The sequence below is a fragment of the Bacillus sp. P4_E1 genome (assembly GCF_056401715.1).
This window is the reverse complement of sequence record NZ_JBFUIV010000003.1, coordinates 248,496-268,036: the sequence shown is the minus strand read 5'-3', so window position 1 is coordinate 268,036 and position 19,541 is coordinate 248,496. Positions and strand designations below refer to the sequence as shown.

The window sequence follows — 19,541 nt, the reverse complement described above, 5'->3', positions numbered from 1 at the left end:
TTTAAGAGAGGAGAAAATGAAATTGAAACATCAAGAACGAACTTATTTGTATATACTAGCACTATTTTTTGTTTCCATTAATTTACGTATCGGGATTACATCTGTTTCACCTTTATTAGAAACAATCCGACAAGACTTAAATATAAGCAATTTTTCCGTTAGTTTTTTAACAGCTATTCCTGTTTTTTGTATGGGGACATTCGCCTTACTGACTGGGAAGGTTATTAAAAAATATGGGGCAGAAAGAGCAATTATGACTTGTCTTATTCTAATTGGCTTCGCAACATGTATGAGGGCTTTTACCTCTTCCATTTCCACATTATTCGCGAGCTCTTTATTTATCGGTATTGGGATCGCACTTGCAGGTCCGTTACTATCAGGTTTTATTAAAGAAAAATTCCCTACGAAAATCGGCTTAATGATTGGCATATATTCAGTAGGTATGGGAACTGGGGCTTCTTTAAGTGCAGGATTAACGATTCCTTTACAACATGTATTAAAAGACGATTGGAATATGGCACTCGCTTTTTGGGGTGTACTTACTATTATCGCTATTATATTTTGGTATCCCGTTATGAAACGAAAAAAGAATACGAGTACACAAAATAAAAAGAATAATAGTTTACCTTTAAGAAATAAAAAAGCATGGTTGTTCACAATCTTTTTCGGGCTACAATCAGGAATCTTTTACTCCATTACAACTTGGCTTGCGCCCGCAAATCAAAATATGGGTGTCAGTAGCGAACAAGCTGGTACTCTCATAACTGTTTTTACAGTTGTTCAAATGATATGCAGCTTTTTAATTCCAACATTAGCGGATATTTATAAAAACCGAGCACTTTGGTTATTAGGGAGTATATGCTTTGTACTCGTAGGTTTATCGCTTATGATTTACCCACTAACTACACCATGGATCCCTTCTATTTTACTAGGTATCGGGCTCGGCGGCGTATTCCCACTCGCTCTCATGCTACCGCTATATGAAACAAAAACCTCAGAAGATGCGAGTGCATGGACTGCTATGATGCAGTCAGGAGGATATATTATGGGCGGATTCATTCCTGTCCTAGCAGGAATCGCTCGTGATTATTTTAATAGCTATACGCAAGTTTTTATTATAATGGCACTTTTAAGCTTCATTTTATTCCTATTAACTTTAGTCATGAATAAAAGGAAAAGAAATGCAGAAGATCTTGTCTCCGCTTAAATTTCAAATGTTAATATATGGTATAATTTAATTAAAAACGAAAGGAGCTTCTAACATGTGGTTCATTTCGGCAATCGCGCCTGTTGTAATAGTTGGTGGAATTGTAGTATTTGTAATTAAAAGATTGGAACATAAATATAAGAACGGAAAATTAGGTAAGAAAAAATCTCAAAAAGCTCAACTGTTATTAGATAGTTTAATACCTATGGGAATGCTTGTTGGCTGTATGATTGGTTTGATTTTCGGTATGTTTTTTCCGGATTCCTCACTACTTTCCATTAGTTTAGGATCTGGAATAGGCTATTTATTTGGTTATTTCGCCTATGAAATTTATAGCAAGACAGGTAATGAGTTTTCATAATCCAAAAGAAATAAGTGAGGACAGTACATAGTAGCCATATACAATATGTACTGTCCTTTATTTTTGCATCAACACTATCACCTTCCCTTCCCTTCCCTTCCCTTCCCTTCCCTTTCATATCCTATACACCTTTTGTATTGATTTCCCTCTCCTTATCTCAAATAACAATTTTATTATTTATCATAAAGTTAACACTCTCGTTAAACATATATAAAGATTGTTGTATTTCTTACTTTTCTCCTTGAAAACAATATATACTACATTTGAAATAAGCGGGTACGTCTGCTTCTTATCTAAATTCCCGTGCAATACCCCCTCACGAAATGCTAGGAGAAATCCTAGCATTTTTTACAATAACGTTTGACGAAAAAGTTTTGGCACTTTAAACATATGTAAATTATAGTTTCTTTTCAACTTTATCACTTAAACCGTTATATCATTTGAGTGAGCTAGTACATTCGCCCTCATCTTATTTTTTCCACTTATAAAAATCCGTCCACTCTTCTTCATTTTAACTTTAATCATGAAACAAAAAAATCCCCTCAAAGCATAAGCTTCAAGGGGTGAGCCTGTATTTTTACTTACTTATATACGTACAGCTGTACCACTTACAGCAACCATTAACATTCCATCACGAACAACTTCATAATCTACGTCAATACCAACGATAGCGTTCGCACCTTTTTGTTTTGCAAGTTCTTTCATTTCATCCATTGCGATATCACGAGCTTCTTTTAGCTTGCTTTCGTAAGAACCAGCACGACCACCGACAACATCACGAACGGAAGCGAATAAGTCGCGGACAATATTTGCACCCATAATAGCTTCACCATTTACAATATCGATATACTCAATAATTTCTTTACCTTGAATTCCAGACGTTGTTGTTACAATCATGACTGACACTCTCCTAATAAGTTGTAGTTTGAATAAGCTTTCTTATGTCTTTATTATGACATGGAAAAAGTATCTAATCTATTGAATTACCTTACAAGAGTGTGACAATTTTGTAAGAATGAAACGCCTATTATTTTTAATAAAGCGCCTTTACATTCGGATACATAAACGATTCTCTATTTTCTTTCCAATCCTTTTCTACTTCTTTAAAAGTTGGTCGCCCTACTTCTTCCTTGTTTTTCTGTTTACTAAACCATTTCTTCACATACTTCTCTCCATTTTTATTTTGAACCGTACAAAGGAAACTATTACTACTATCCTTTACTATTTTTACAATCACGAAAAGACACCTCTTCCCTTTTCAATAAAGTGAAACTTTAATCAGCCCTCACCAATCGGGCTTTTACGGGCAGCCCGACCCCCACCTAACTTCTTTGCTTTCACTGAATTTTGAGATGGGGGTCTTACTGCCCACAAATAGCGGGATAACAGAATAGAACTTGATCTTTTACTATAAGCCCTTCCTCTCTTATAGTCATACGACTCCTCGGCCGCGCCAAAGTTGTAAGATCAAAAAACGATATTCACTATGTTTACATTTTTCATCATTGATATGTGAAGTACATATTATTTAAAGAAATCAGAGTTATAAGCATTATGCTTATCAAATATTTTATAGATTTCTAACTTATCATCTAATTTTGCATCTACTAAAATTAATATATTTCCATCGTAAATGTATTCTTCATATTTCTTAGCATGTTCTTCGGGAATTCCTAATCCGATAAATGCTCCTATTAAACTTCCAGCTCCTCCGCCAATACCGGCTCCTCCAATAGCTGCTGCGATAGGTCCCGCTGCTACGATTGGACCCATTCCAGAAACAGCAAGTATACCAAGACCTGTTAATAAACCACCAAGTCCGCCTGCTACTCCTCCTGCCACAAGCCCTGTCGCTGAAAAGATATCCGCTTTATGTGCCGTTTCACTATTCACTTTTTCACCCGATTTTTCTTCCAGATGTTCAATTTCCTTTTGATCCTTCGCAATAGCTGAAATGTTACCCGCCGAGTATCCTTTATCTTTTAATTCATTAATAACGAATGCCGCATCATCAATTGTTCTAAAAATACCTACTATTTTTCTATCTACATCCATAACTATTAACCTCCTAAAGTTTTATATAATGTATCTTTATCTTTCTTCATTTCTGTATACACTAACCTTCTTATTAACATAACCATTTACGAAAAAAGCGAATAGTAACAGCATTACAAGCGAACTACTTAACAAGTAAATTAAATCAAATGTAATATCAACCATCATTTCATTCATGTATACCAGACTCCTTTTTATTTAAAGTAAAATTATATTTTGATAGACTAATCTACTAAACATAGAAATCTTACAATTCATCTTCAGTCAATCTCTTTGTAGTATATGTATACCCTTCGTAACACTTTCTAAACCTAAAAAACTATAATTATATTTTTTCTTATTTATATGTTTAACATTTTTTAAAACGGGTATGTTTATATTGTTATGCTTACTATACAGAAAGGAATATTTCGATGAATGCAATCCAATCTACTACTATTCTTTATAATGAAACACCTACAATAACGCAGATTCATCATTTTTATGCTTTAATGACAACATTTCAAACTAATCTATTTATAAGTAAACACGGAACACTTACTTCTATTAAAAGCTTAAGCGCATTAATATCCTTTTTCCTTACTGTAAAAAAGAGAGAGCTTGTATTATTTATCTTTGAAGGAATAGATGCAAAAAAAGCTTTAAGAACACTCTTTCCTTCTTAAAAGTTTTATTATCCCCCTATTCCCTCGATCGTTACTTTTCATATATGTTTTTATATTTCAAAATGATTTCCTCTATTCAAAACGAGACCTCCTAATACAATAGGGGGATTTCTAGTTTGGCCTTATGAAAACTGATATAATATATATTACGTTTTTCATTCTTTACAATAGAAAACTTTTAATAATCTTGAAGGTAGGAATTTTTAATGAAATCGAAAGCAAAATTTAGTATTCGCTACAAAATTATGGCTGGTTATTTAGTTATGATTTTGTTCTTACTTATTTCTTTCATTATGTTAAACAATGAGATTTCCAATTTACAAAAATCTCGTAATTTTATTATTGATCACGATTTTAAAGTTCTTAATTTAACGAATCAAGTGGAGAAAGAATTGCTAACAATTGAAAATAAAGCGAAAGGATTTATTACTTCTAATAACGCAAATTACGTGCAATCCCTTAACACTGCGGAAAAGGATTACGAAAAACATTATCAAGATCTTTTGGCTCTATTAGAGGATAACCCCTCTCAGCAAGAAAAATTAAAACAGATTAACGAAAATATTAATAGTTGGATTAATAAAGAGATTCATCCATTAATTACAAATCATAATAGTAATAACATACAAGCAATCGACACGACTCAAATTCAGTCATTACAATCGCAGCTAACTAACTTCCGTGGTGTAGAGGAGCAACTAACGAAAAAAAGAGCTGCACAATTAGATACTGAAAATAATAAATTAGAGATTTGGTTATACAGTTTATTGTTCTTACTTTCTTGTATTTCTATTATCATTTCACTCTATATTTCGAATTCCATTACAAAAACGATTAAAAACGTAATTCAAGCTATTAAATCCATTTCTTCTAAAGAAAAAATTACTGAAAGAATTCATGTAAACACGCGGGATGAAATAAAAGAGCTTGCTCATACAACGAACCACCTACTAGACGAAATATCTAAAAGAGAGTGGTTACAAACCGAGCTTGCAGAATTAATTTTAATGTATCAAGGTATACCTTCTATTGAGATGTTAGGTAAAAAAATTCTTAGTGGAGTTATACAAAAAACGCAAACCTCTTGCGGTGCATTCTATGTACGTGAAGAAATTGAAGAAACTGTCTACTATGTGAAGAAAGCTTCTTTCGCTGATCAAGGTGCTGATATTGGAAAACAATCCATTAAAATGGGTGAAGGTTTAATTGGGCAATGTGCTTTAGAAAAACAAAGCTTTATTCTTCGAGAAATACCAGAAGAATTTCGTTATGTCACTAGCGGCTTATTAGAAATACGCCCTCAAAACCTACTAGTCGTCCCTATCTTATTTGAAGATGAAGTGATCGCAGTAATGGAGTTAGTAAGTGTAACTGAGATTTCAGACTTACATCAAGATTTAATTCAACAAACCGTTGATAACCTAGGTCTAACCATCCATAGTATTATGGGACGTATGCGAATTCAAACTCTTTTACATGAATCACAAGCAATGACAGAAGAGTTGCAAGTTCAATCAGAAGAATTGCAAACGCAAGCTGAAGAACTACAAATGCAAGCCGAAGAATTAAGAACAACGAATGAACAACTAGAGTCTAGAACTGAAGAGGCCGAGCAAAAGACAGCTGACTTACAAATTACTAAATCAGAATTAGAAGAAAAAGCAAGTGAAATATTACGTAGCTCAAAATACAAATCAGAATTCCTAGCAAATATGTCACATGAATTACGCACACCGTTAAATAGTATTTTACTATTATCTGAAATGTTAAGAGAAAATCATGATAATCATTTATCCGATGATGAAATTGAATTAGCAACCGTCATTCATTCATCAGGGAAAGATTTACTTGCTCTAATTAATGACATACTAGATTTATCTAAAGTAGAAGCTGGGAAACTAGATGTTATTTTTGAAGCAACGAACATAAGTGACATGGCAGCAAATATGCATCAAAACTTTTTACATATAGCTGCACAAAAAAATGTCGAATTTACTATTGAAGACAGTGATATTATTCCTAATTTGTTTTATACAGATGCTAAGCGGATTGAGCAAATTATTAAAAACTTATTATCCAATGCATTTAAATTCACGGAAAAAGGATCCGTCTCTTTACATTTCGATCCGATAGAAACAACCAATTTGAGTAATGAAATGCAGTCTATAAGTAATGATTGGATTACAATTTCAGTAAAAGATACTGGTATTGGTATCGCTACAGAACAGCATCAACTTATTTTCGAAGCTTTTCAACAGGCAGATGGAGCAACGATTCGAAAATATGGTGGTACAGGCTTAGGATTATCTATTTGTAAAGAGTTTGCTAGATTATTAGGCGGTTGGATTACGTTAGAGAGTAATGTAGGAGAAGGCAGTACTTTCACAGTATATATTCCTAACCTTCCAAATGGGTTAAATGATATACAGTTATCTAGTTTAGAAGTCGCAGCAACGATAGATGACATTATTCCTGTTGAAGTTGTTGAGGAAACTATAGTTACTCCAGAAACAAATAACGTCTTCCAAGAGAAAACTATTTTAATTGTCGATGATGATCATCGAAATATATTTGCATTACAAAATGCATTAGAAAAACAACATGCCAACATTATTACTGCACAAAACGGCATAGAGTGTTTAGAAATACTAAAAAGCAATACAAATATTGACCTTATCTTAATGGATATTATGATGCCGAATATGGACGGTTATGAAACGATGGAACATATCCGAATGAATTTAGGGTTACATGAAATACCTATTATCGCATTAACTGCTAAAGCAATGCCAAATGATAAAGAAAAATGTTTATCTGCTGGCGCTTCAGATTATATAAGTAAACCATTAAATTTACATCAACTCTATTCGGTAATGAGTGTATGGTTAATAAAATAAGTGAGGTTTAGTTTAAGTGGAAAATAAGTATTATAATTTTGATCCATCCGTAGATATGGATAAGCGTACGAACTTAGAAATTGAATTACTATTGGAAGCGGTATTTAAACTGTCAGGATTTGATTTTCGCCAATATGCTCGCACATCTATTTATAGAAGAATTTGTAATAGAATGCAGCTCTCTAATATCCCTACCATTTCAAAATTAATTGAAAAAGTAATTCATGAGGAAGGGTTTTTAGAACAGTTATTAAATGATTTCTCCATTAATGTAACTGAAATGTTCCGTAACCCTACTTTTTTTAAAGCGTTAAGAGAGCATGTTATTCCTGAATTAAAAAAGTATCCTGAAATTAGAATTTGGCATGCTGGATGCGCAACTGGTGAAGAAGTGTTATCAATGTCCATCTTACTTCACGAAGAAGGATTAAGTGAAAAAGCTGTTATTTACGCAACAGATATGAATACAAATGTGTTAGAAAAAGCAAAACAAGGCATCCTTCCGTTAAATAAAATGCAAACTTATACGAAAAACTATTTACAAGCTGGCGGTACACAAGCATTTTCTAACTATTATTCAACAGATAGTCGTTTTGCTTATTTTAATCCATCCCTGTTACAAAACATTATTTTTGCGCAACATAATTTAGTAACTGATCAGTCTTTTAACGAATTTCATATTATACTTTGCCGTAACGTTTTAATTTACTTTACGAGTAAACTTCAAAACCAAGTACAGCAACTATTTTATGAAAGTTTAGGCCACAATGGATTCCTATGTTTAGGAAATAAAGAAACTCTTCGTTTTTCAGATATAATGCCGCATTATATCCAATTTAATCCTAACGAACAAATCTATCAAAAAATACAATAAAAAGCGTATGAAATCCTCTGTTTGGATTTCATACGCTTTTTATTTCGCATTCGTTTGTATCATAATTAGGCACATATCATCTGATTGTGTTTTCTTCTGTTCTTCCTTATAAAACCCTTCTATCTCTTCTTCTAAATCTCCCCATTTTCTTTCTGTAAAAGCACGTAATTTCTCTTCAGACTCAAATTCATCATTTGCAATTGCTTCAAGAACACCATCTGTAAATAATACAATTTGAACGTTTTTCTCAAAAGGTATAACTGTCTTTTCAACTTTTATTTCATCAAAAAACCCTACCGCACAACTCCCGCGATTTAGTTCCACTACATTCGCTTCATCAACTAAAACGTATCCAGAAGGATGTCCTGCATTTACATATTCAATTGTTCTCTTTTCTGTATCAACTACTAAGTATATCGCTGTAAAATAATATGGAATATTGTCATTCTCATTATGTAAAAGAGTCATATATTTATTTAAGTCTTTAATGACAAGTTCCGGATCGATTAAACATTTAATCGATTCACGTAATACAGACGAAATAAACATACAAACTAATGAAGCAGATACACCATGTCCCATCACATCTAATAATATAATACCGTAGCGGTTTTCATCGATTTTATACCAATAATACATATCTCCAGCTAGTTTGAATGAAGGTAAGTAACTTGCTTCAATTTTTATATGATCTTCTCTTAATGGGCTACTTAATAAGTTTCTTTGTACTTGTGTAGCTAAATCTAATTCATTACGAAGATTTTCCTCTTGTTCTTTATGCCAATTTAATTCCGTTTTCAAGCGTAATGCCACACGCATACGAGCTAACAATTCAACTTTATTTATAGGTTTCGTAATATAATCCATTGCGCCTATATCAAGCGCTTCAGCTAATTTATTCGCATCTTCTAAAGCTGTTACAAAAATAATAGGAATATCTTTAAACTTCTCCTCGTTTTGTAATCGCCTACAAACTTCAAGTCCATCAATCTCAGGCATCATGATATCTAATAGTATTAAATCAATTTCATTATGCCTGGAAGAATCTTTTCCAAAATGGATGTATTCGAAAAGCTCTTGTGCAGAATTAAGCGATACAAGATCCTGATATCCGGCTTGTTTTAAAATTTTTTCAATTACAAAGATGTTAACCGGATTATCATCGACAATTAAAATGGACACAAGTTATTTCCCCTTTTCTTATTTAAAATGTAAATCTATTATCATTTTCTATTTTTCTAGTATTACATACTCAGTTATAAAATAAAAATTTCCTACTCATACGTATCTATACAGCAAAAGAACAAACCCCCTAGAAATGAGAGTTTGTTCTTTCACTCTATAAAGTGAAACTTTAATCAGTGGGGGTTTTCTTCATCCCCCACTGATTATTAGTTGAACCAATCGGACTTTTATGGGCAGTTGATCCCCCACCTAAATTCTTTGCTTTCGCTGCATTTTGAGGTGGGGGTCTTACTGCCCATTAAAGTGGGGTAAATTTCCACTTTTAATTTAACACCATTGCTTTGTCATTTAAAAGGCGATCTAATTCTTCCATATGATTTGTTTCATCTGCAATCATATCTTCTAACTTTACAACTAACTCTGTCATATTTAATTTCGCTGCCTGTTCTTTTCTCGTTTCATAACGCTTAATTGTTTCATATTCTGATTGTCTAGCTGCTTCTAACATTTCTCTAACATCTTCTACTTGTTTCACAGGTAAAGGGATCGTAGTAGGTGTACCACCTAGCGTCTTAATTTTCTCCGCTAAATATAGGGCATGTCCTTGTTCATCACTAATTTCAGATTCAAAGAAAGGTTTTAACACTTGTCTATATATACCAGAAACCGTAGCTGCATTATGGTTATACATAATAATTGCCGAGTATTCTCCTGCTAAATCTTCATTCAATCCTTCGATTAGTTCTTTCACATCGTGTGACATTTTAATATCTCCTCCTATACTTAATAACTACCCCTTTTCTCATGTTTTAAACATAATTATTTTAAATTTTTTATGTATCTAAAAACGCCGCTTGCTTCAATTTACTTATCGCTTGTCTTTTAATACGAGAAACGTGCATTTGTGAAATACCTAACCGCTCTCCTGTATCCTTTTGATTTAAATTTTCTCCAAATATATAATGAATAACACTCTTTTCCGTATCATTTAATACGTTAAAAATATCATCTAAAACGAGACGTCTTTCTGTCTGTTCATATCCTTGCTCTACTTCACCTACAGATTCAATTCTCGCTACCGAACTTCCATCAGATGAATTTTCAACTACATCATCTAAGGAAGATACTCGATAATTATTTTTCGCATCCATAATTTCTAGCACTTCCTCTTCGGATAGTCCTAAATGATCCGCAATCTCTATAATCTTCGGTGAACGTTGCAGTTGATCTGTTAGCTCCTCTATCGCAAGTTTAATTTTCCCGCCTAAATCTTTAATTCGCCTTGGAACATGAATACCCCAAGTTTTATCACGTAAATACTTCTTTATTTCACCTACTATCGTAGGTATTGCAAACGGTTCAAAAGCATTCCCTATCGAATAATCATACCTTCTTATTGCGCCTAAGAGCCCTAACATCCCTACTTGTATAATATCCTCATGCATCGGCCCACCTTTTGAATAGCGGTATGCAATGGAATATACGAGATTTTTATAATGATTAACCAATCTTTCCTGCGCCTCATCACATTGGTTTTGTTGGAATTCTGCAATTAGTTTAATAACGTCTTCTTTAGTAAGATTTGTAGGTTGAGATTGGATTTCCATCATTCTCCACCTGCTCTCTTTGTATATATTTTGTCATTAAAACTGTCATGCCCTCATCATGCATAATTTGTATATCATCCATTAACGTATTTATTAAATATAAACCTAAACCATTTTCCGGCAAATGTTCTACTGGTTTATTAATATCATACGGACCAACTTTACTTTTTAAGGTGCTAAAATCAAAGCTAACTCCATTATCCGCAACCATAATTTCTAATCGATCCTCATATAGACCAAAGACAATTGTAATCTCTCCAACGTCTTCTTTATATGCATGTTGTACAATATTTGTACATGCTTCACTAATAGCAATTTTCATATCTTCTATATCGTCATAAGCAAAGCCCATTCGATTCGCAACACCAGCCATTGTTAAACGAATAATAGCCACATATTCTGCTTTTGCAGGAATTTTCATTTCTATCTTTTCAAATTTCTCCATCATCCCTAGTCACCTTCTTTCTACTTTTTCAAAATCTGAATTCAAATTTAATATTTCTGTTAGTCCTGTAATATCGAATAATCTTTTTAACCTTTTAGATACACCAATAAACTCTAGTTTTCCATCATTTTTCTTAATTGCTTTTAATAGCGCTATAAAAACGCCTAAACCTGTACTATCCATATAATCTACCTTAGTAAAATCTACTACTATATAAACCTCTTTCTCACTTGCAATAGGCATTACCTTATTTTTTAAATCTGATGCCGTATACGCATCAATCTCACCATTAAGTTGTACTGTATAACCTAAATCATTTTGCAAAATATTTATTGCCAAATTCATCATTTCCGCCCCCTTATCTCAAACTACTACTATTTAATTACCCATAAAAATTAGTTTTAAACATATTTTTTCATTTTAATTATAAAGTGAAACTTTAATCAGTGGGGGTATTCTTCATCCCCCCACTGATTATTAGTTGAACCAATCGGACTTTTATGGGCAGTTGATTCCCCACCTAAATTCTTTGCTTTCGCTGAATTTTGAGGTGGGGGGCTTACTGCCCATTAAAGCGGGATAAATAAATTTTCTACACCTTTCTCAGCTTAACACTAAAAAAAATACTACCAAATGTTTAAACCTTATAAATTTGTGTATGTATAATGTATAAACATTATTTTTAGGGGGATCTATCTATGGAAGAGCACAGCTTTAAAAAGGGAGATTTTGTTCAATTTTCTTATCGACACGATCATGCTACAAAATTAATTGGTTCCATTATTAACATACTAACGAATACAATTGTAGTTGATATAGGTAATAGCGAGGACTTATCTCATATAGAACCGAGGCAGGTCGTAAGAATAAATAATTGTAAAAAAGTAACGATAGCTTAATATGTAATCTCAATCAGTGGGGCCATCCTCACTGATTCCTATGTAAAATACATTAAAAAAGCATCCAAATTATTTTAATTGGATGCTTTTTTATGTATATTTATTAGTTTTTTAACTTTATAGCTATATATAATAAACTTAAGATTACTATTCATTATCATACTTACGCTTTCCGTAGCATTCTAGAAAAGAATGTAACGATTAAAATAAAGACGATTGCACCTAATAAAGCTGGAAGAATAAAGATGCCTCCCCATTCAGGGCCCCAGTGACCAAATAACGCACTACCTACCCAAGATCCGATTAATCCGGCAATAACATTACCAACTATACCTAAAGGAAAATCTTTTCCCGTAATCATTCCAGCTAACATACCAATAAGTCCACCTACAATACACGTAATAATAAGTCCCACAATTAGACCTCCTATATTATTTTTATAATGGATTTATCAAGCTTTGGCGTTTAACCAAAGCTTGATAAACATGTATTACTCTTTGTTATCCAATCCATCACTTATCTTTTGTTTCACTTTTCCGACTTTTTCTTTTACAGTTCCCTTCGTCTTCTCCCACTTCCCTTCATTTTTCAACTCTCTATCTTCTGTAACTTCACCAATTCCTTCTTTTACTTGTCCCTTTTTCTTTTCAACTTTACCAGTAATTTGTTCTTTTAGCCCGCTCTCACTCATATTTCCAATCTCCTTTTCGTAATAGATTTGTAGATTTAAAGAGTATGAATTTAAATAGAATACGTGCATCTTCTTTCTTGTAACCATTCACCGACTCTTTCTAAATCCTTAACGAATAATAAGATTTTCCCTTCATCCAGTTTTTCTTCATAAAAGTTAGCTTCTTCCTCATTAAGTCCTAATTCTTGCATCTTATTTCTTAACTGATCTCCCGTTTTTTGAAAGACATTAATAATACTTGTCCCAAGTCCCTCTTCTTTTATTCCAATTGTATTCACGTCTGCATTGTCTGCGATTCTATCTGTCCTTTCTTTCTCATGTGTTAATACGTAAATATCTTTTTGGTCGATTCCTTTCTTCACTAGATCATTCGCCGCATTCATGACCTCTTTCTCCGTAATAAATTCATATACAAAAGGTTTACTATACTTCGTTTCCATCTTTAACTTCCTCCTCTAAAATGAATTATTTGTTATATTATATGTAATACACCCATTTTCGAAATGTTAAACATAAAATATGAAAAAAATTATGTGAATTTTGATTTTGATAGAGAATGAACCGCATATTTTTCATATATACGCTTCATATTATTCATACGAACATCATTAAAACTAGTAAACATGTCTCCCTATGATTTACAAAATTATCTCCTTACAATAACTACCTAAAATAACAGAAAATTGTTATAATTAAACATAAGGAGGGATACTATGAAAAAAATCATATCTATATGCGCTCTAACCGCTCTATCTTTCACTTTAATAGGCTGTACAAGCACTTCTACTACAAATAATACTCCAACAACTAAGCAAGAAAATACGAAAAATGCCATTCAATTAAACTCTGCAGACATTACCAACATTGAGATGCTTAGAACAACAAGTAATACTAGTTCCAAATCTCAAACAGATAACGAGGAAATGATACAATCAATCGCTTCAGCAGTCCAAAAAGGAACACCGAAAACAATCACACTAGATCAAAAAAAGAAACAATCTGCGCATTCTACTATAACCGTTACATATAAAGATGACTCAAAAGAAGAGTTTCTTGTGTGGGTTGATAATAAGGAACAAATTACGATTGCTAAAGATGAGAAGAAAGATAAAGTAGAAGCTGTGACGGTGAATATTAAAGGCGCTAAGATAATGAAGGATTTTTTTAAAAATGATAAAACATAAAAGGATCCCCATCAACTTAAGAATTCAAAATTAGCACAAAATTTTGTTCAGAAACACTATAAAATTCCAGCCTAATAGGTCAGTGGCGAGACCGTATATTATTAAACTTAAAATGTTTCAAATCGAAGAAAGACACCTTATAAGGTGTCTTTTCTTTATTTTCAAAAGGACCTGCTCCATTCATAAATGCATAAAGTAAATTGAATCCGTTAAAACACATGAGTGAACCTTTGTCTTCCCCCTCCTATCTAAAGGAGGAACTGTTATGGGCTTTGGTGGTAGTTGTGGCGGCTGGGGCTTCGCTGGAGGATTTGCTTTATTAGTTGTATTGTTTATTTTATTAATCATCGTTGGAGCTGCTTGCTTCTGCTAAAAAACTATCGAAAAAGATCCCCGTGCTAAACAAAAAATAAAATAAGCTGCCCATATGGACAGCTTATTTACATAATTATCGTTCTCGGAAGTAAAGTTTTAAAAGTAATTTATCCATAGTGATATTAAAATTACTACTAACAGGGGGAGCACCACATTGCCATCAACCTAAGCTTTTGAGATACCCCCCATAACGAAATTTTCACCTTTTTACAGTTATTTATGAGAATTCAGCTCATTTTTTCGTTTTGGGGAACAATCAATTTCTTAAGTTGATGGGTATGTGATAATGCTTCCATTTGAACAAATTTTCCTTTTCCATACCGATCACACACCTTTTGTAGAGTAATAGTATCAGCATATCCCAGTTTAAGAGGTTACTTACAAAATATTTAGAATTTTTTTGCGAGAATCCTCCGAAATGTAATACGGACTTTAAATATTTTCATTTATAATTCTCTATTTGTCTATACTTTTCATACCGCTGTTGTATAAGCTCTTCCGAGGATAATAGTATCAATTTTTTTAGAGATGATTCGATTATAGATTCAATCACTTTTGCCTGTGATTTTATATCATTTTGTGCTCCACCTTTAATTTCAGGAATGATTTCATCAATAATTCCTAAATATTTTAAATCTTTTGCTGAAATTTTCATATGTTCAGCAGCTTCTGGAGCATACTTAGCGTCCTTCCATAGGATAGATGCTGCTCCTTCTGGCGAAATTACCGAGTACCATGAATACTCTAACATATGGATATGGTTACCGACACTAATGCCAAGAGCTCCACCACTTGATGCCTCTCCAATTACAATACAAACAATTGGCACTTTAAGTGTAGCCATTTCAAATAGATTTCGAGCTATCGCTTCAGAAATTCCACGTTCTTCAGACCCTTTCCCTGGATAGGCGCCTATTGTATCAATAAATGTAATAATAGGGCGATTAAATTTATCAGCTTGTTTCATAAGTCTTAGCGCTTTTCTATAACCTTCTGGATGTGCCATTCCAAAATTTCTTTCTATATTTTCCTTTGTATTTCTACCTCTTTGATGACCAATAACCGTAACGGGCATCCCTTTAAATTTTGCAATACCACCTATCATTGCTTTATCATCACCATATAATCGATCACCATGAAGTTCGAGAAAGTTTGTAAACAATAAAGGTATATAGTCCAATGTCGTGGGCCGGTTACGTAGCCTTGCAATTTGAACTCGTTGAAAAGGTGTAATATTAGAATAAATTTTATCTTGCATTTTATTTAAACGTTTTTCTAATACATGAATTTCTGGCGATAAATCTACATTATTTTCTTTCATAATTTTCTTTAATTCATCAAATTTCTCTTTTAATTCAATAATAGGACGTTCAAAATCCAAACTCATTTTACCCTCCAAATGTTATGATTTACCTCACTCTAATCAAAAGGCTTAGAAATAGAATCAATAAATAATTCAAAACCATCCACAACTATTTTTTGTTCTGATTCTGATAAATTATTGAGAATACTTTGATAAAATGTAATGGATTGCTCTCTTAAGCAATTAACAGTTATGTGACCTTTTTCTGTGAGGTGCAGAAAAAGTTCTCTTCTATTTTTTTCATTTACTTCACGATAAATAAGCCCCTTTTTTACTAACTTATCTACCAATCTACTTACAGTTGAAGTCTCTAATCTAAGTTTATTGGATAGTTGCCAAACAGTTAATTTTTCCACCTCTAGTTCCTCTAACGCCATCATTTGAGAAGTTGGTAAAGGTTTTTCAAATGGTCCATTGGGCAAATTTTGAGATTCAAAAACCCCAGTTATTATAATCATTTTCTTAATATCTGTTCTTAGTTTTAAGGCATCTTCTCTTTTCAAAAAGGTCACCCTCCTACAATTAATGTATCATACATCAATTGTATTATACATGAATATGTTTTTTTCACAAACTTAACGTAAGCCAATATTACAACATGGACGAGATATTTCTTCTTGTTAAAATGGTATAAGTGGATTGTTTTCTACAAATGGCAGAACATCAATTATGTATCAGGGGCCTTTATGGGATACCGCTCATCGCAATCAAGCTAAGATTTTGAAGTATCCCCAAAACGAAAATTTCCTCTTTTCTAGTTGTCCATAGAAATTTAGTTCGTGTTTTTCATTTTGGGGAAGAATGTATTTCTTAACTTGATAGCGGTGTGGCGGTACCTCATTTAGAATGACTAGTATATGCTGCTAGTCTTTTTTTATTAATTTACAAATTGAAGTAATAAAGAAAAGACACCCTAAGGTGCCTTTCTCCGACTTGAACCATCTTAATTTTAATAATATTTGGACTCCCATCCAAATATTATTTTACTATGTTAAGTCATATTGTACATTTATTGTTTCATCTGATTGTTTGTTTTCCATAACAAAGTAATTGTGACCTACTTCAATTATTTATTTCATTTGCGATGGTGTAATATGGTCTAGCCATAGAATACCATCATATTGTTCAATTGGATTCATAATTTCTTCAGATTCCTTCAGACCCCAGTATCTTCCCGCAGTAGGAGAGAACATCCAAGAGGTTTCTGGACGGTTTTTTTCACCTTTTAAATTGACAAATATATGTGGGGATTGTGCAGCACTTAATATTTTTTCAATACTCTGTTCCGTGTGATCAGTTTCTACAGGAACTATTTCATTAATACCGCTATTCCAGCTGCTTCCACTATAAGCGTACACACCGACCATGTACATTTGATCTTTAATACGTTTAGGCATGTAATCAATCATATTCGGTGCTACAAAGTTATATTTTTGTATATCAGTAAAATCGAGTATCATCTTTGAATTTTGTTTTCGAATATGATAGTTATGTCCCCATACGATGATTTTTTTGTTTTTGTATTGAATATCACTTAACCATGCTAAAGTTTGTCCCATTTTCTGATCTCGAATATAAAGTGAGAACTCAGACACTTTTGGATTCGGTGAGAATATTAAGTTTTTTTCTTTTACTTTAGCATCTTGATGTGTTTTAATCGTATCAATTCGTATACTAATGGCTTTCTCTAACAGATTTACATCATATGTATTAATTGGTGCGACCTCGAGTAATTCAGTTTTATGCTCTTGAATAAATGCTTTGATTTTTTCGTATTTGTCTATTACTGGCTGAATCTCCTTTTTATATTGTTCATACGGATACTGATTATCTTTTGGGGTAAATGTCCACTCTATATCGACCAATTCTTTATCAGCTAATTCAACATCATTAGCAATTTCAGGAATAATTTTCTCTAACCATTCTTTTGCAAATTGTGGGAAAGATGATTCCCACCAAATTTGAGTATCAAATCCAGTTAAAATCAGTGGAGTCCCTTTTTCTTTTTGCTCTTTTAGATAATGAAACAGTTCCTCAATTTCTTCTGTATGCCATACGGTTTCTAAAGATTGTTTCATGGCTTGAGTAGCAGTTAATCGGTCCAGTTTTTGGTTAACAGCATTTGCTTCTGCAAATCCAGATTCAAATGCCAGTACATCATATCCCATTTCTTCATGCAAATACTTAATGATCCGTACTTTAGATTGGTTTATTTCTTTGGCACCATGTGTACTTTCACCGAGAAGAACAATACGTTTATCCTGTACGGTTTCTTTTAAAAAGGACAAATATCTCCATATCTAACTGTATATACTCTGTACCTTTCTTAATTCTTCCATCTTGAAAATAATCAGGGTTAGGATTTTTTTGATACATACGTGTATTCGACTTGATACGAGAGATATAGTGGGCCTCTTTATCTTGTATATATTGAAGGTCTTTTAAATGAAAATAACCTAAATCTCGGATACATAAATCATTTGCCGTCACAGTTGGGGCACACAGAGAGCCGTAAGTACGATCATGTTGTTTACCTGGACCTGTATGAATATGTAAGAACTGTCCGCTTAACAAATCATACTCAAGTTGAATTTTTATCCCAGCAGTATGGCTACATCCTCCTGCACCTGGATAAACCGATGAAAATACATCCGGGAGTTGAAATGCAGTTGAATCTAAAATACGAATACGCTTGAAAACAGAAGTGTATGGAGAAGAAATCGGCATAGATGCGGCCAATTTTTTGCTTAGTAGTTCGGCTAGTAGCTGTTGTAAGAGTAGGACGGCCGACTTATTAAACCGTTGATTCAGTCCCTCAGGACTGATGAGTACTTCTGTTGATGCTTCTAAACAGCTAGATAACTGAGTTAAAGAAGTCATAGCTACATTTTGGCTCACCCATACACATAAAGCTACTAAATCTTTTGCTTGGTACTTACTGGTTCGTTGTACAAAACCAACATCTCTAGCAAGATCCCGTAAGGCATTTGGAGATAAAAAACTTTGAATCTCTTGAGCAAATAGTTGTAATTCGTCAGACACAGAAACAGACATAAAAAAACGCCATCCTTTCCTATGATTCTACAGAAAGAATAGCGTTTTTTTTCATTTTAAGGAAATTTAGTTTTGTTATCTTTCCTTAACAACAAACAAGACGCCACCCAGATCACGGCAGCGCCTACAATAATTGCTATTGGTTTAATCATTAACAAATATATCTGGCCCCTTCTTCAACGCGTACGAGAAACCCGAAATAAATACAACACTAAATATAATAATAGAAGACCACATATTAAAATGATATTCTTTACCTGCAACTAAATTATATATGTTATGGACCAAGAAATTAGCACCTATAATAATTCCGCCTAACATTGAACTAATTACAATGCTCATTAAATAAAACTTGAACTTCTGGAACATTTCCCTTCTACCCCTTTTCTAAAATAAATTTTATTTAGGTTATACCAGAAAATTGTACCATTTATTTTCCATATATTATCAAAACTATGTTTTAATTAAGGTTATTTTAAGGAAGGCATTATCTATTCAAATGTCCATTTCGGGGTTCCACCAATATGCCCATCAAGCTAATGAAACTAGTTGCCCCAAAACAAAAAAATGTATATTTTCACCTGGAGATGCCAATTTTCTCGTTTTGGGGGTACTATAAAATTTTAGGTTGATAGCCATGGGGTACCGCCAGCATTTCGGAAAAAAAACAGGCTAAGAG

General features: G+C 33.0%; 24 protein-coding genes and 1 pseudogene. 8 read left to right on the top strand and 17 right to left on the bottom strand.

The window, feature by feature from the left end:
• Positions 1-16 precede the first annotated feature (16 nt).
• Both AC1DS7_RS05700 and AC1DS7_RS05695 read left to right on the top strand, forming a co-directional pair.
• A complete protein-coding gene (locus AC1DS7_RS05700; RefSeq protein WP_002140689.1) occupies positions 17-1,207 on the top strand; it encodes an MFS transporter in 1,191 nt (396 codons plus the stop codon).
• Positions 1,208-1,262: 55 nt separating this feature from the next.
• Positions 1,263-1,568, top strand: coding sequence for a hypothetical protein (locus AC1DS7_RS05695; RefSeq protein WP_002140688.1), 306 nt, complete (start codon positions 1,263-1,265; stop codon positions 1,566-1,568).
• 585 nt (positions 1,569-2,153) lie between these two features.
• On the opposite strand, the gene AC1DS7_RS05690 is transcribed toward AC1DS7_RS05695, so the two are convergent.
• The 4 genes from AC1DS7_RS05690 to AC1DS7_RS05675 form a co-directional block, all read right to left on the bottom strand.
• Complete coding sequence (locus AC1DS7_RS05690; RefSeq protein ID WP_000637510.1) at positions 2,154-2,465, bottom strand: YbjQ family protein; 312 nt, start codon at positions 2,463-2,465, stop codon at positions 2,154-2,156.
• Positions 2,466-2,601: 136 nt separating this feature from the next.
• On the bottom strand, positions 2,602-2,805 hold the full coding sequence (locus tag AC1DS7_RS05685; RefSeq protein WP_012260481.1) for a DUF4028 family protein: 204 nt from the start codon (positions 2,803-2,805) through the stop codon (positions 2,602-2,604).
• Positions 2,806-3,092: 287 nt separating this feature from the next.
• On the bottom strand, positions 3,093-3,623 hold the full coding sequence (locus tag AC1DS7_RS05680) for a general stress protein (protein WP_002011077.1): 531 nt from the start codon (positions 3,621-3,623) through the stop codon (positions 3,093-3,095).
• 36 nt (positions 3,624-3,659) lie between these two features.
• Complete coding sequence (locus AC1DS7_RS05675) at positions 3,660-3,800, bottom strand: hypothetical protein (protein WP_002186518.1); 141 nt, start codon at positions 3,798-3,800, stop codon at positions 3,660-3,662.
• A gap of 236 nt (positions 3,801-4,036) precedes the next feature.
• Between AC1DS7_RS05675 and AC1DS7_RS05670 the strand changes: the two genes are divergently transcribed.
• The 3 genes from AC1DS7_RS05670 (at position 4,037) to AC1DS7_RS05660 (ending at position 8,059) form a co-directional block, all read left to right on the top strand.
• On the top strand, positions 4,037-4,288 hold the full coding sequence (locus AC1DS7_RS05670; protein WP_088265895.1) for a hypothetical protein: 252 nt from the start codon (positions 4,037-4,039) through the stop codon (positions 4,286-4,288).
• A 206-nt stretch (positions 4,289-4,494) separates the two neighbouring features.
• A complete protein-coding gene (locus tag AC1DS7_RS05665) occupies positions 4,495-7,185 on the top strand; it encodes a response regulator (RefSeq protein WP_256486839.1) in 2,691 nt (896 codons plus the stop codon).
• A 16-nt stretch (positions 7,186-7,201) separates the two neighbouring features.
• Positions 7,202-8,059 carry a CheR family methyltransferase gene (locus AC1DS7_RS05660; RefSeq protein WP_002166216.1) on the top strand — a complete coding sequence of 286 codons (858 nt, stop codon included), beginning with the start codon at positions 7,202-7,204 and terminating at the stop codon, positions 8,057-8,059.
• Positions 8,060-8,098: 39 nt separating this feature from the next.
• Here the strand turns inward: AC1DS7_RS05660 and AC1DS7_RS05655 are convergent, their stop codons facing one another.
• The 5 genes from AC1DS7_RS05655 to rsbV form a co-directional block, all read right to left on the bottom strand.
• Positions 8,099-9,241, bottom strand: a complete 1,143-nt coding sequence (locus AC1DS7_RS05655) for a SpoIIE family protein phosphatase (protein ID WP_256486844.1) — start codon at positions 9,239-9,241, stop codon at positions 8,099-8,101.
• Positions 9,242-9,566: 325 nt separating this feature from the next.
• Positions 9,567-10,007 carry a ferritin-like domain-containing protein gene (locus AC1DS7_RS05650; protein ID WP_002011070.1) on the bottom strand — a complete coding sequence of 147 codons (441 nt, stop codon included), beginning with the start codon at positions 10,005-10,007 and terminating at the stop codon, positions 9,567-9,569.
• 70 nt (positions 10,008-10,077) lie between these two features.
• The gene (sigB, locus tag AC1DS7_RS05645; RefSeq protein ID WP_256486845.1) at positions 10,078-10,854 is read right to left on the bottom strand and encodes an RNA polymerase sigma factor SigB; all 777 of its coding nucleotides are present in this window, start codon (positions 10,852-10,854) and stop codon (positions 10,078-10,080) included.
• Positions 10,817-11,299 carry an anti-sigma B factor RsbW gene (gene rsbW / locus AC1DS7_RS05640; protein ID WP_000970215.1) on the bottom strand — a complete coding sequence of 161 codons (483 nt, stop codon included), beginning with the start codon at positions 11,297-11,299 and terminating at the stop codon, positions 10,817-10,819. The genes sigB and rsbW overlap by 38 nt, the downstream gene beginning before the upstream one ends.
• A 6-nt stretch (positions 11,300-11,305) precedes the next feature.
• Positions 11,306-11,644 (bottom strand): anti sigma b factor antagonist RsbV, encoded by a 339-nt coding sequence (gene rsbV / locus AC1DS7_RS05635; RefSeq protein ID WP_427344365.1) that lies wholly within the window; start codon positions 11,642-11,644, stop codon positions 11,306-11,308.
• 350 nt (positions 11,645-11,994) lie between these two features.
• Between rsbV and AC1DS7_RS05630 the strand changes: the two genes are divergently transcribed.
• Complete coding sequence (locus tag AC1DS7_RS05630) at positions 11,995-12,195, top strand: methyltransferase (RefSeq protein ID WP_002140674.1); 201 nt, start codon at positions 11,995-11,997, stop codon at positions 12,193-12,195.
• Positions 12,196-12,358: 163 nt separating this feature from the next.
• On the opposite strand, the gene AC1DS7_RS05625 is transcribed toward AC1DS7_RS05630, so the two are convergent.
• The 3 genes from AC1DS7_RS05625 to AC1DS7_RS05615 all read right to left on the bottom strand — a co-directional run bounded on the left by AC1DS7_RS05625 (position 12,359) and on the right by AC1DS7_RS05615 (position 13,326).
• A complete protein-coding gene (locus AC1DS7_RS05625; protein ID WP_000522906.1) occupies positions 12,359-12,610 on the bottom strand; it encodes a GlsB/YeaQ/YmgE family stress response membrane protein in 252 nt (83 codons plus the stop codon).
• Between the two features lie 75 nt (positions 12,611-12,685).
• A complete protein-coding gene (locus AC1DS7_RS05620) occupies positions 12,686-12,886 on the bottom strand; it encodes a CsbD family protein (RefSeq protein WP_000004264.1) in 201 nt (66 codons plus the stop codon).
• Positions 12,887-12,936: 50 nt separating this feature from the next.
• Positions 12,937-13,326, bottom strand: a complete 390-nt coding sequence (locus AC1DS7_RS05615; RefSeq protein ID WP_000448809.1) for a YflT domain-containing protein — start codon at positions 13,324-13,326, stop codon at positions 12,937-12,939.
• Between the two features lie 273 nt (positions 13,327-13,599).
• Between AC1DS7_RS05615 and AC1DS7_RS05610 the strand changes: the two genes are divergently transcribed.
• Both AC1DS7_RS05610 and AC1DS7_RS05605 read left to right on the top strand, forming a co-directional pair.
• A complete protein-coding gene (locus tag AC1DS7_RS05610; protein WP_016119747.1) occupies positions 13,600-14,070 on the top strand; it encodes a hypothetical protein in 471 nt (156 codons plus the stop codon).
• Positions 14,071-14,335: 265 nt separating this feature from the next.
• Positions 14,336-14,443 carry a YjcZ family sporulation protein gene (locus AC1DS7_RS05605; RefSeq protein ID WP_078176885.1) on the top strand — a complete coding sequence of 36 codons (108 nt, stop codon included), beginning with the start codon at positions 14,336-14,338 and terminating at the stop codon, positions 14,441-14,443.
• A gap of 444 nt (positions 14,444-14,887) precedes the next feature.
• Here the strand turns inward: AC1DS7_RS05605 and AC1DS7_RS05600 are convergent, their stop codons facing one another.
• The 5 genes and pseudogenes from AC1DS7_RS05600 to AC1DS7_RS05580 form a co-directional block, all read right to left on the bottom strand.
• Positions 14,888-15,832, bottom strand: coding sequence for an acetyl-CoA carboxylase carboxyltransferase subunit alpha (locus tag AC1DS7_RS05600; RefSeq protein ID WP_476998830.1), 945 nt, complete (start codon positions 15,830-15,832; stop codon positions 14,888-14,890).
• A 32-nt stretch (positions 15,833-15,864) separates the two neighbouring features.
• The gene (locus AC1DS7_RS05595; RefSeq protein ID WP_000817662.1) at positions 15,865-16,311 is read right to left on the bottom strand and encodes a MarR family winged helix-turn-helix transcriptional regulator; all 447 of its coding nucleotides are present in this window, start codon (positions 16,309-16,311) and stop codon (positions 15,865-15,867) included.
• A gap of 567 nt (positions 16,312-16,878) precedes the next feature.
• Positions 16,879-18,096, bottom strand: a complete 1,218-nt coding sequence (locus tag AC1DS7_RS05590; RefSeq protein WP_431179913.1) for an erythromycin esterase family protein — start codon at positions 18,094-18,096, stop codon at positions 16,879-16,881.
• A gap of 4 nt (positions 18,097-18,100) precedes the next feature.
• Positions 18,101-18,862, bottom strand: a pseudogene (locus tag AC1DS7_RS05585) (IS4 family transposase); the annotation flags it as partial.
• Between the two features lie 144 nt (positions 18,863-19,006).
• On the bottom strand, positions 19,007-19,231 hold the full coding sequence (locus AC1DS7_RS05580; RefSeq protein ID WP_016119742.1) for a hypothetical protein: 225 nt from the start codon (positions 19,229-19,231) through the stop codon (positions 19,007-19,009).
• Between the last annotated feature and the right edge of the window lie 310 nt (positions 19,232-19,541).

Excerpts from the sequence above, each read along its gene's own strand:
- AC1DS7_RS05690 (WP_000637510.1), bottom strand. The coding sequence starts at position 2,465 with ATGATTGTAACAACAACGTCTGGAATTCAAGGTAAAGAAATTATTGAG.
- AC1DS7_RS05610 (WP_016119747.1), top strand. The coding sequence starts at position 13,600 with ATGAAAAAAATCATATCTATATGCGCTCTAACCGCTCTATCTTTCACT.
- AC1DS7_RS05675 (WP_002186518.1), bottom strand. The coding sequence starts at position 3,800 with ATGAATGAAATGATGGTTGATATTACATTTGATTTAATTTACTTGTTA.
- AC1DS7_RS05630 (WP_002140674.1), top strand. The coding sequence starts at position 11,995 with ATGGAAGAGCACAGCTTTAAAAAGGGAGATTTTGTTCAATTTTCTTAT.
- AC1DS7_RS05670 (WP_088265895.1), top strand. The coding sequence starts at position 4,037 with ATGAATGCAATCCAATCTACTACTATTCTTTATAATGAAACACCTACA.
- AC1DS7_RS05695 (WP_002140688.1), top strand. The coding sequence starts at position 1,263 with ATGTGGTTCATTTCGGCAATCGCGCCTGTTGTAATAGTTGGTGGAATT.
- rsbV (WP_427344365.1), bottom strand. The coding sequence starts at position 11,644 with ATGATGAATTTGGCAATAAATATTTTGCAAAATGATTTAGGTTATACA.
- AC1DS7_RS05580 (WP_016119742.1), bottom strand. The coding sequence starts at position 19,231 with ATGTTCCAGAAGTTCAAGTTTTATTTAATGAGCATTGTAATTAGTTCA.
- AC1DS7_RS05680 (WP_002011077.1), bottom strand. The coding sequence starts at position 3,623 with ATGGATGTAGATAGAAAAATAGTAGGTATTTTTAGAACAATTGATGAT.
- AC1DS7_RS05620 (WP_000004264.1), bottom strand. The coding sequence starts at position 12,886 with ATGAGTGAGAGCGGGCTAAAAGAACAAATTACTGGTAAAGTTGAAAAG.
- sigB (WP_256486845.1), bottom strand. The coding sequence starts at position 10,854 with ATGATGGAAATCCAATCTCAACCTACAAATCTTACTAAAGAAGACGTT.
- AC1DS7_RS05665 (WP_256486839.1), top strand. The coding sequence starts at position 4,495 with ATGAAATCGAAAGCAAAATTTAGTATTCGCTACAAAATTATGGCTGGT.
- AC1DS7_RS05650 (WP_002011070.1), bottom strand. The coding sequence starts at position 10,007 with ATGTCACACGATGTGAAAGAACTAATCGAAGGATTGAATGAAGATTTA.
- AC1DS7_RS05615 (WP_000448809.1), bottom strand. The coding sequence starts at position 13,326 with ATGGAAACGAAGTATAGTAAACCTTTTGTATATGAATTTATTACGGAG.
- rsbW (WP_000970215.1), bottom strand. The coding sequence starts at position 11,299 with ATGATGGAGAAATTTGAAAAGATAGAAATGAAAATTCCTGCAAAAGCA.
- AC1DS7_RS05600 (WP_476998830.1), bottom strand. The coding sequence starts at position 15,832 with ATGAGTTTGGATTTTGAACGTCCTATTATTGAATTAAAAGAGAAATTT.
- AC1DS7_RS05700 (WP_002140689.1), top strand. The coding sequence starts at position 17 with ATGAAATTGAAACATCAAGAACGAACTTATTTGTATATACTAGCACTA.
- AC1DS7_RS05605 (WP_078176885.1), top strand. The coding sequence starts at position 14,336 with ATGGGCTTTGGTGGTAGTTGTGGCGGCTGGGGCTTCGCTGGAGGATTT.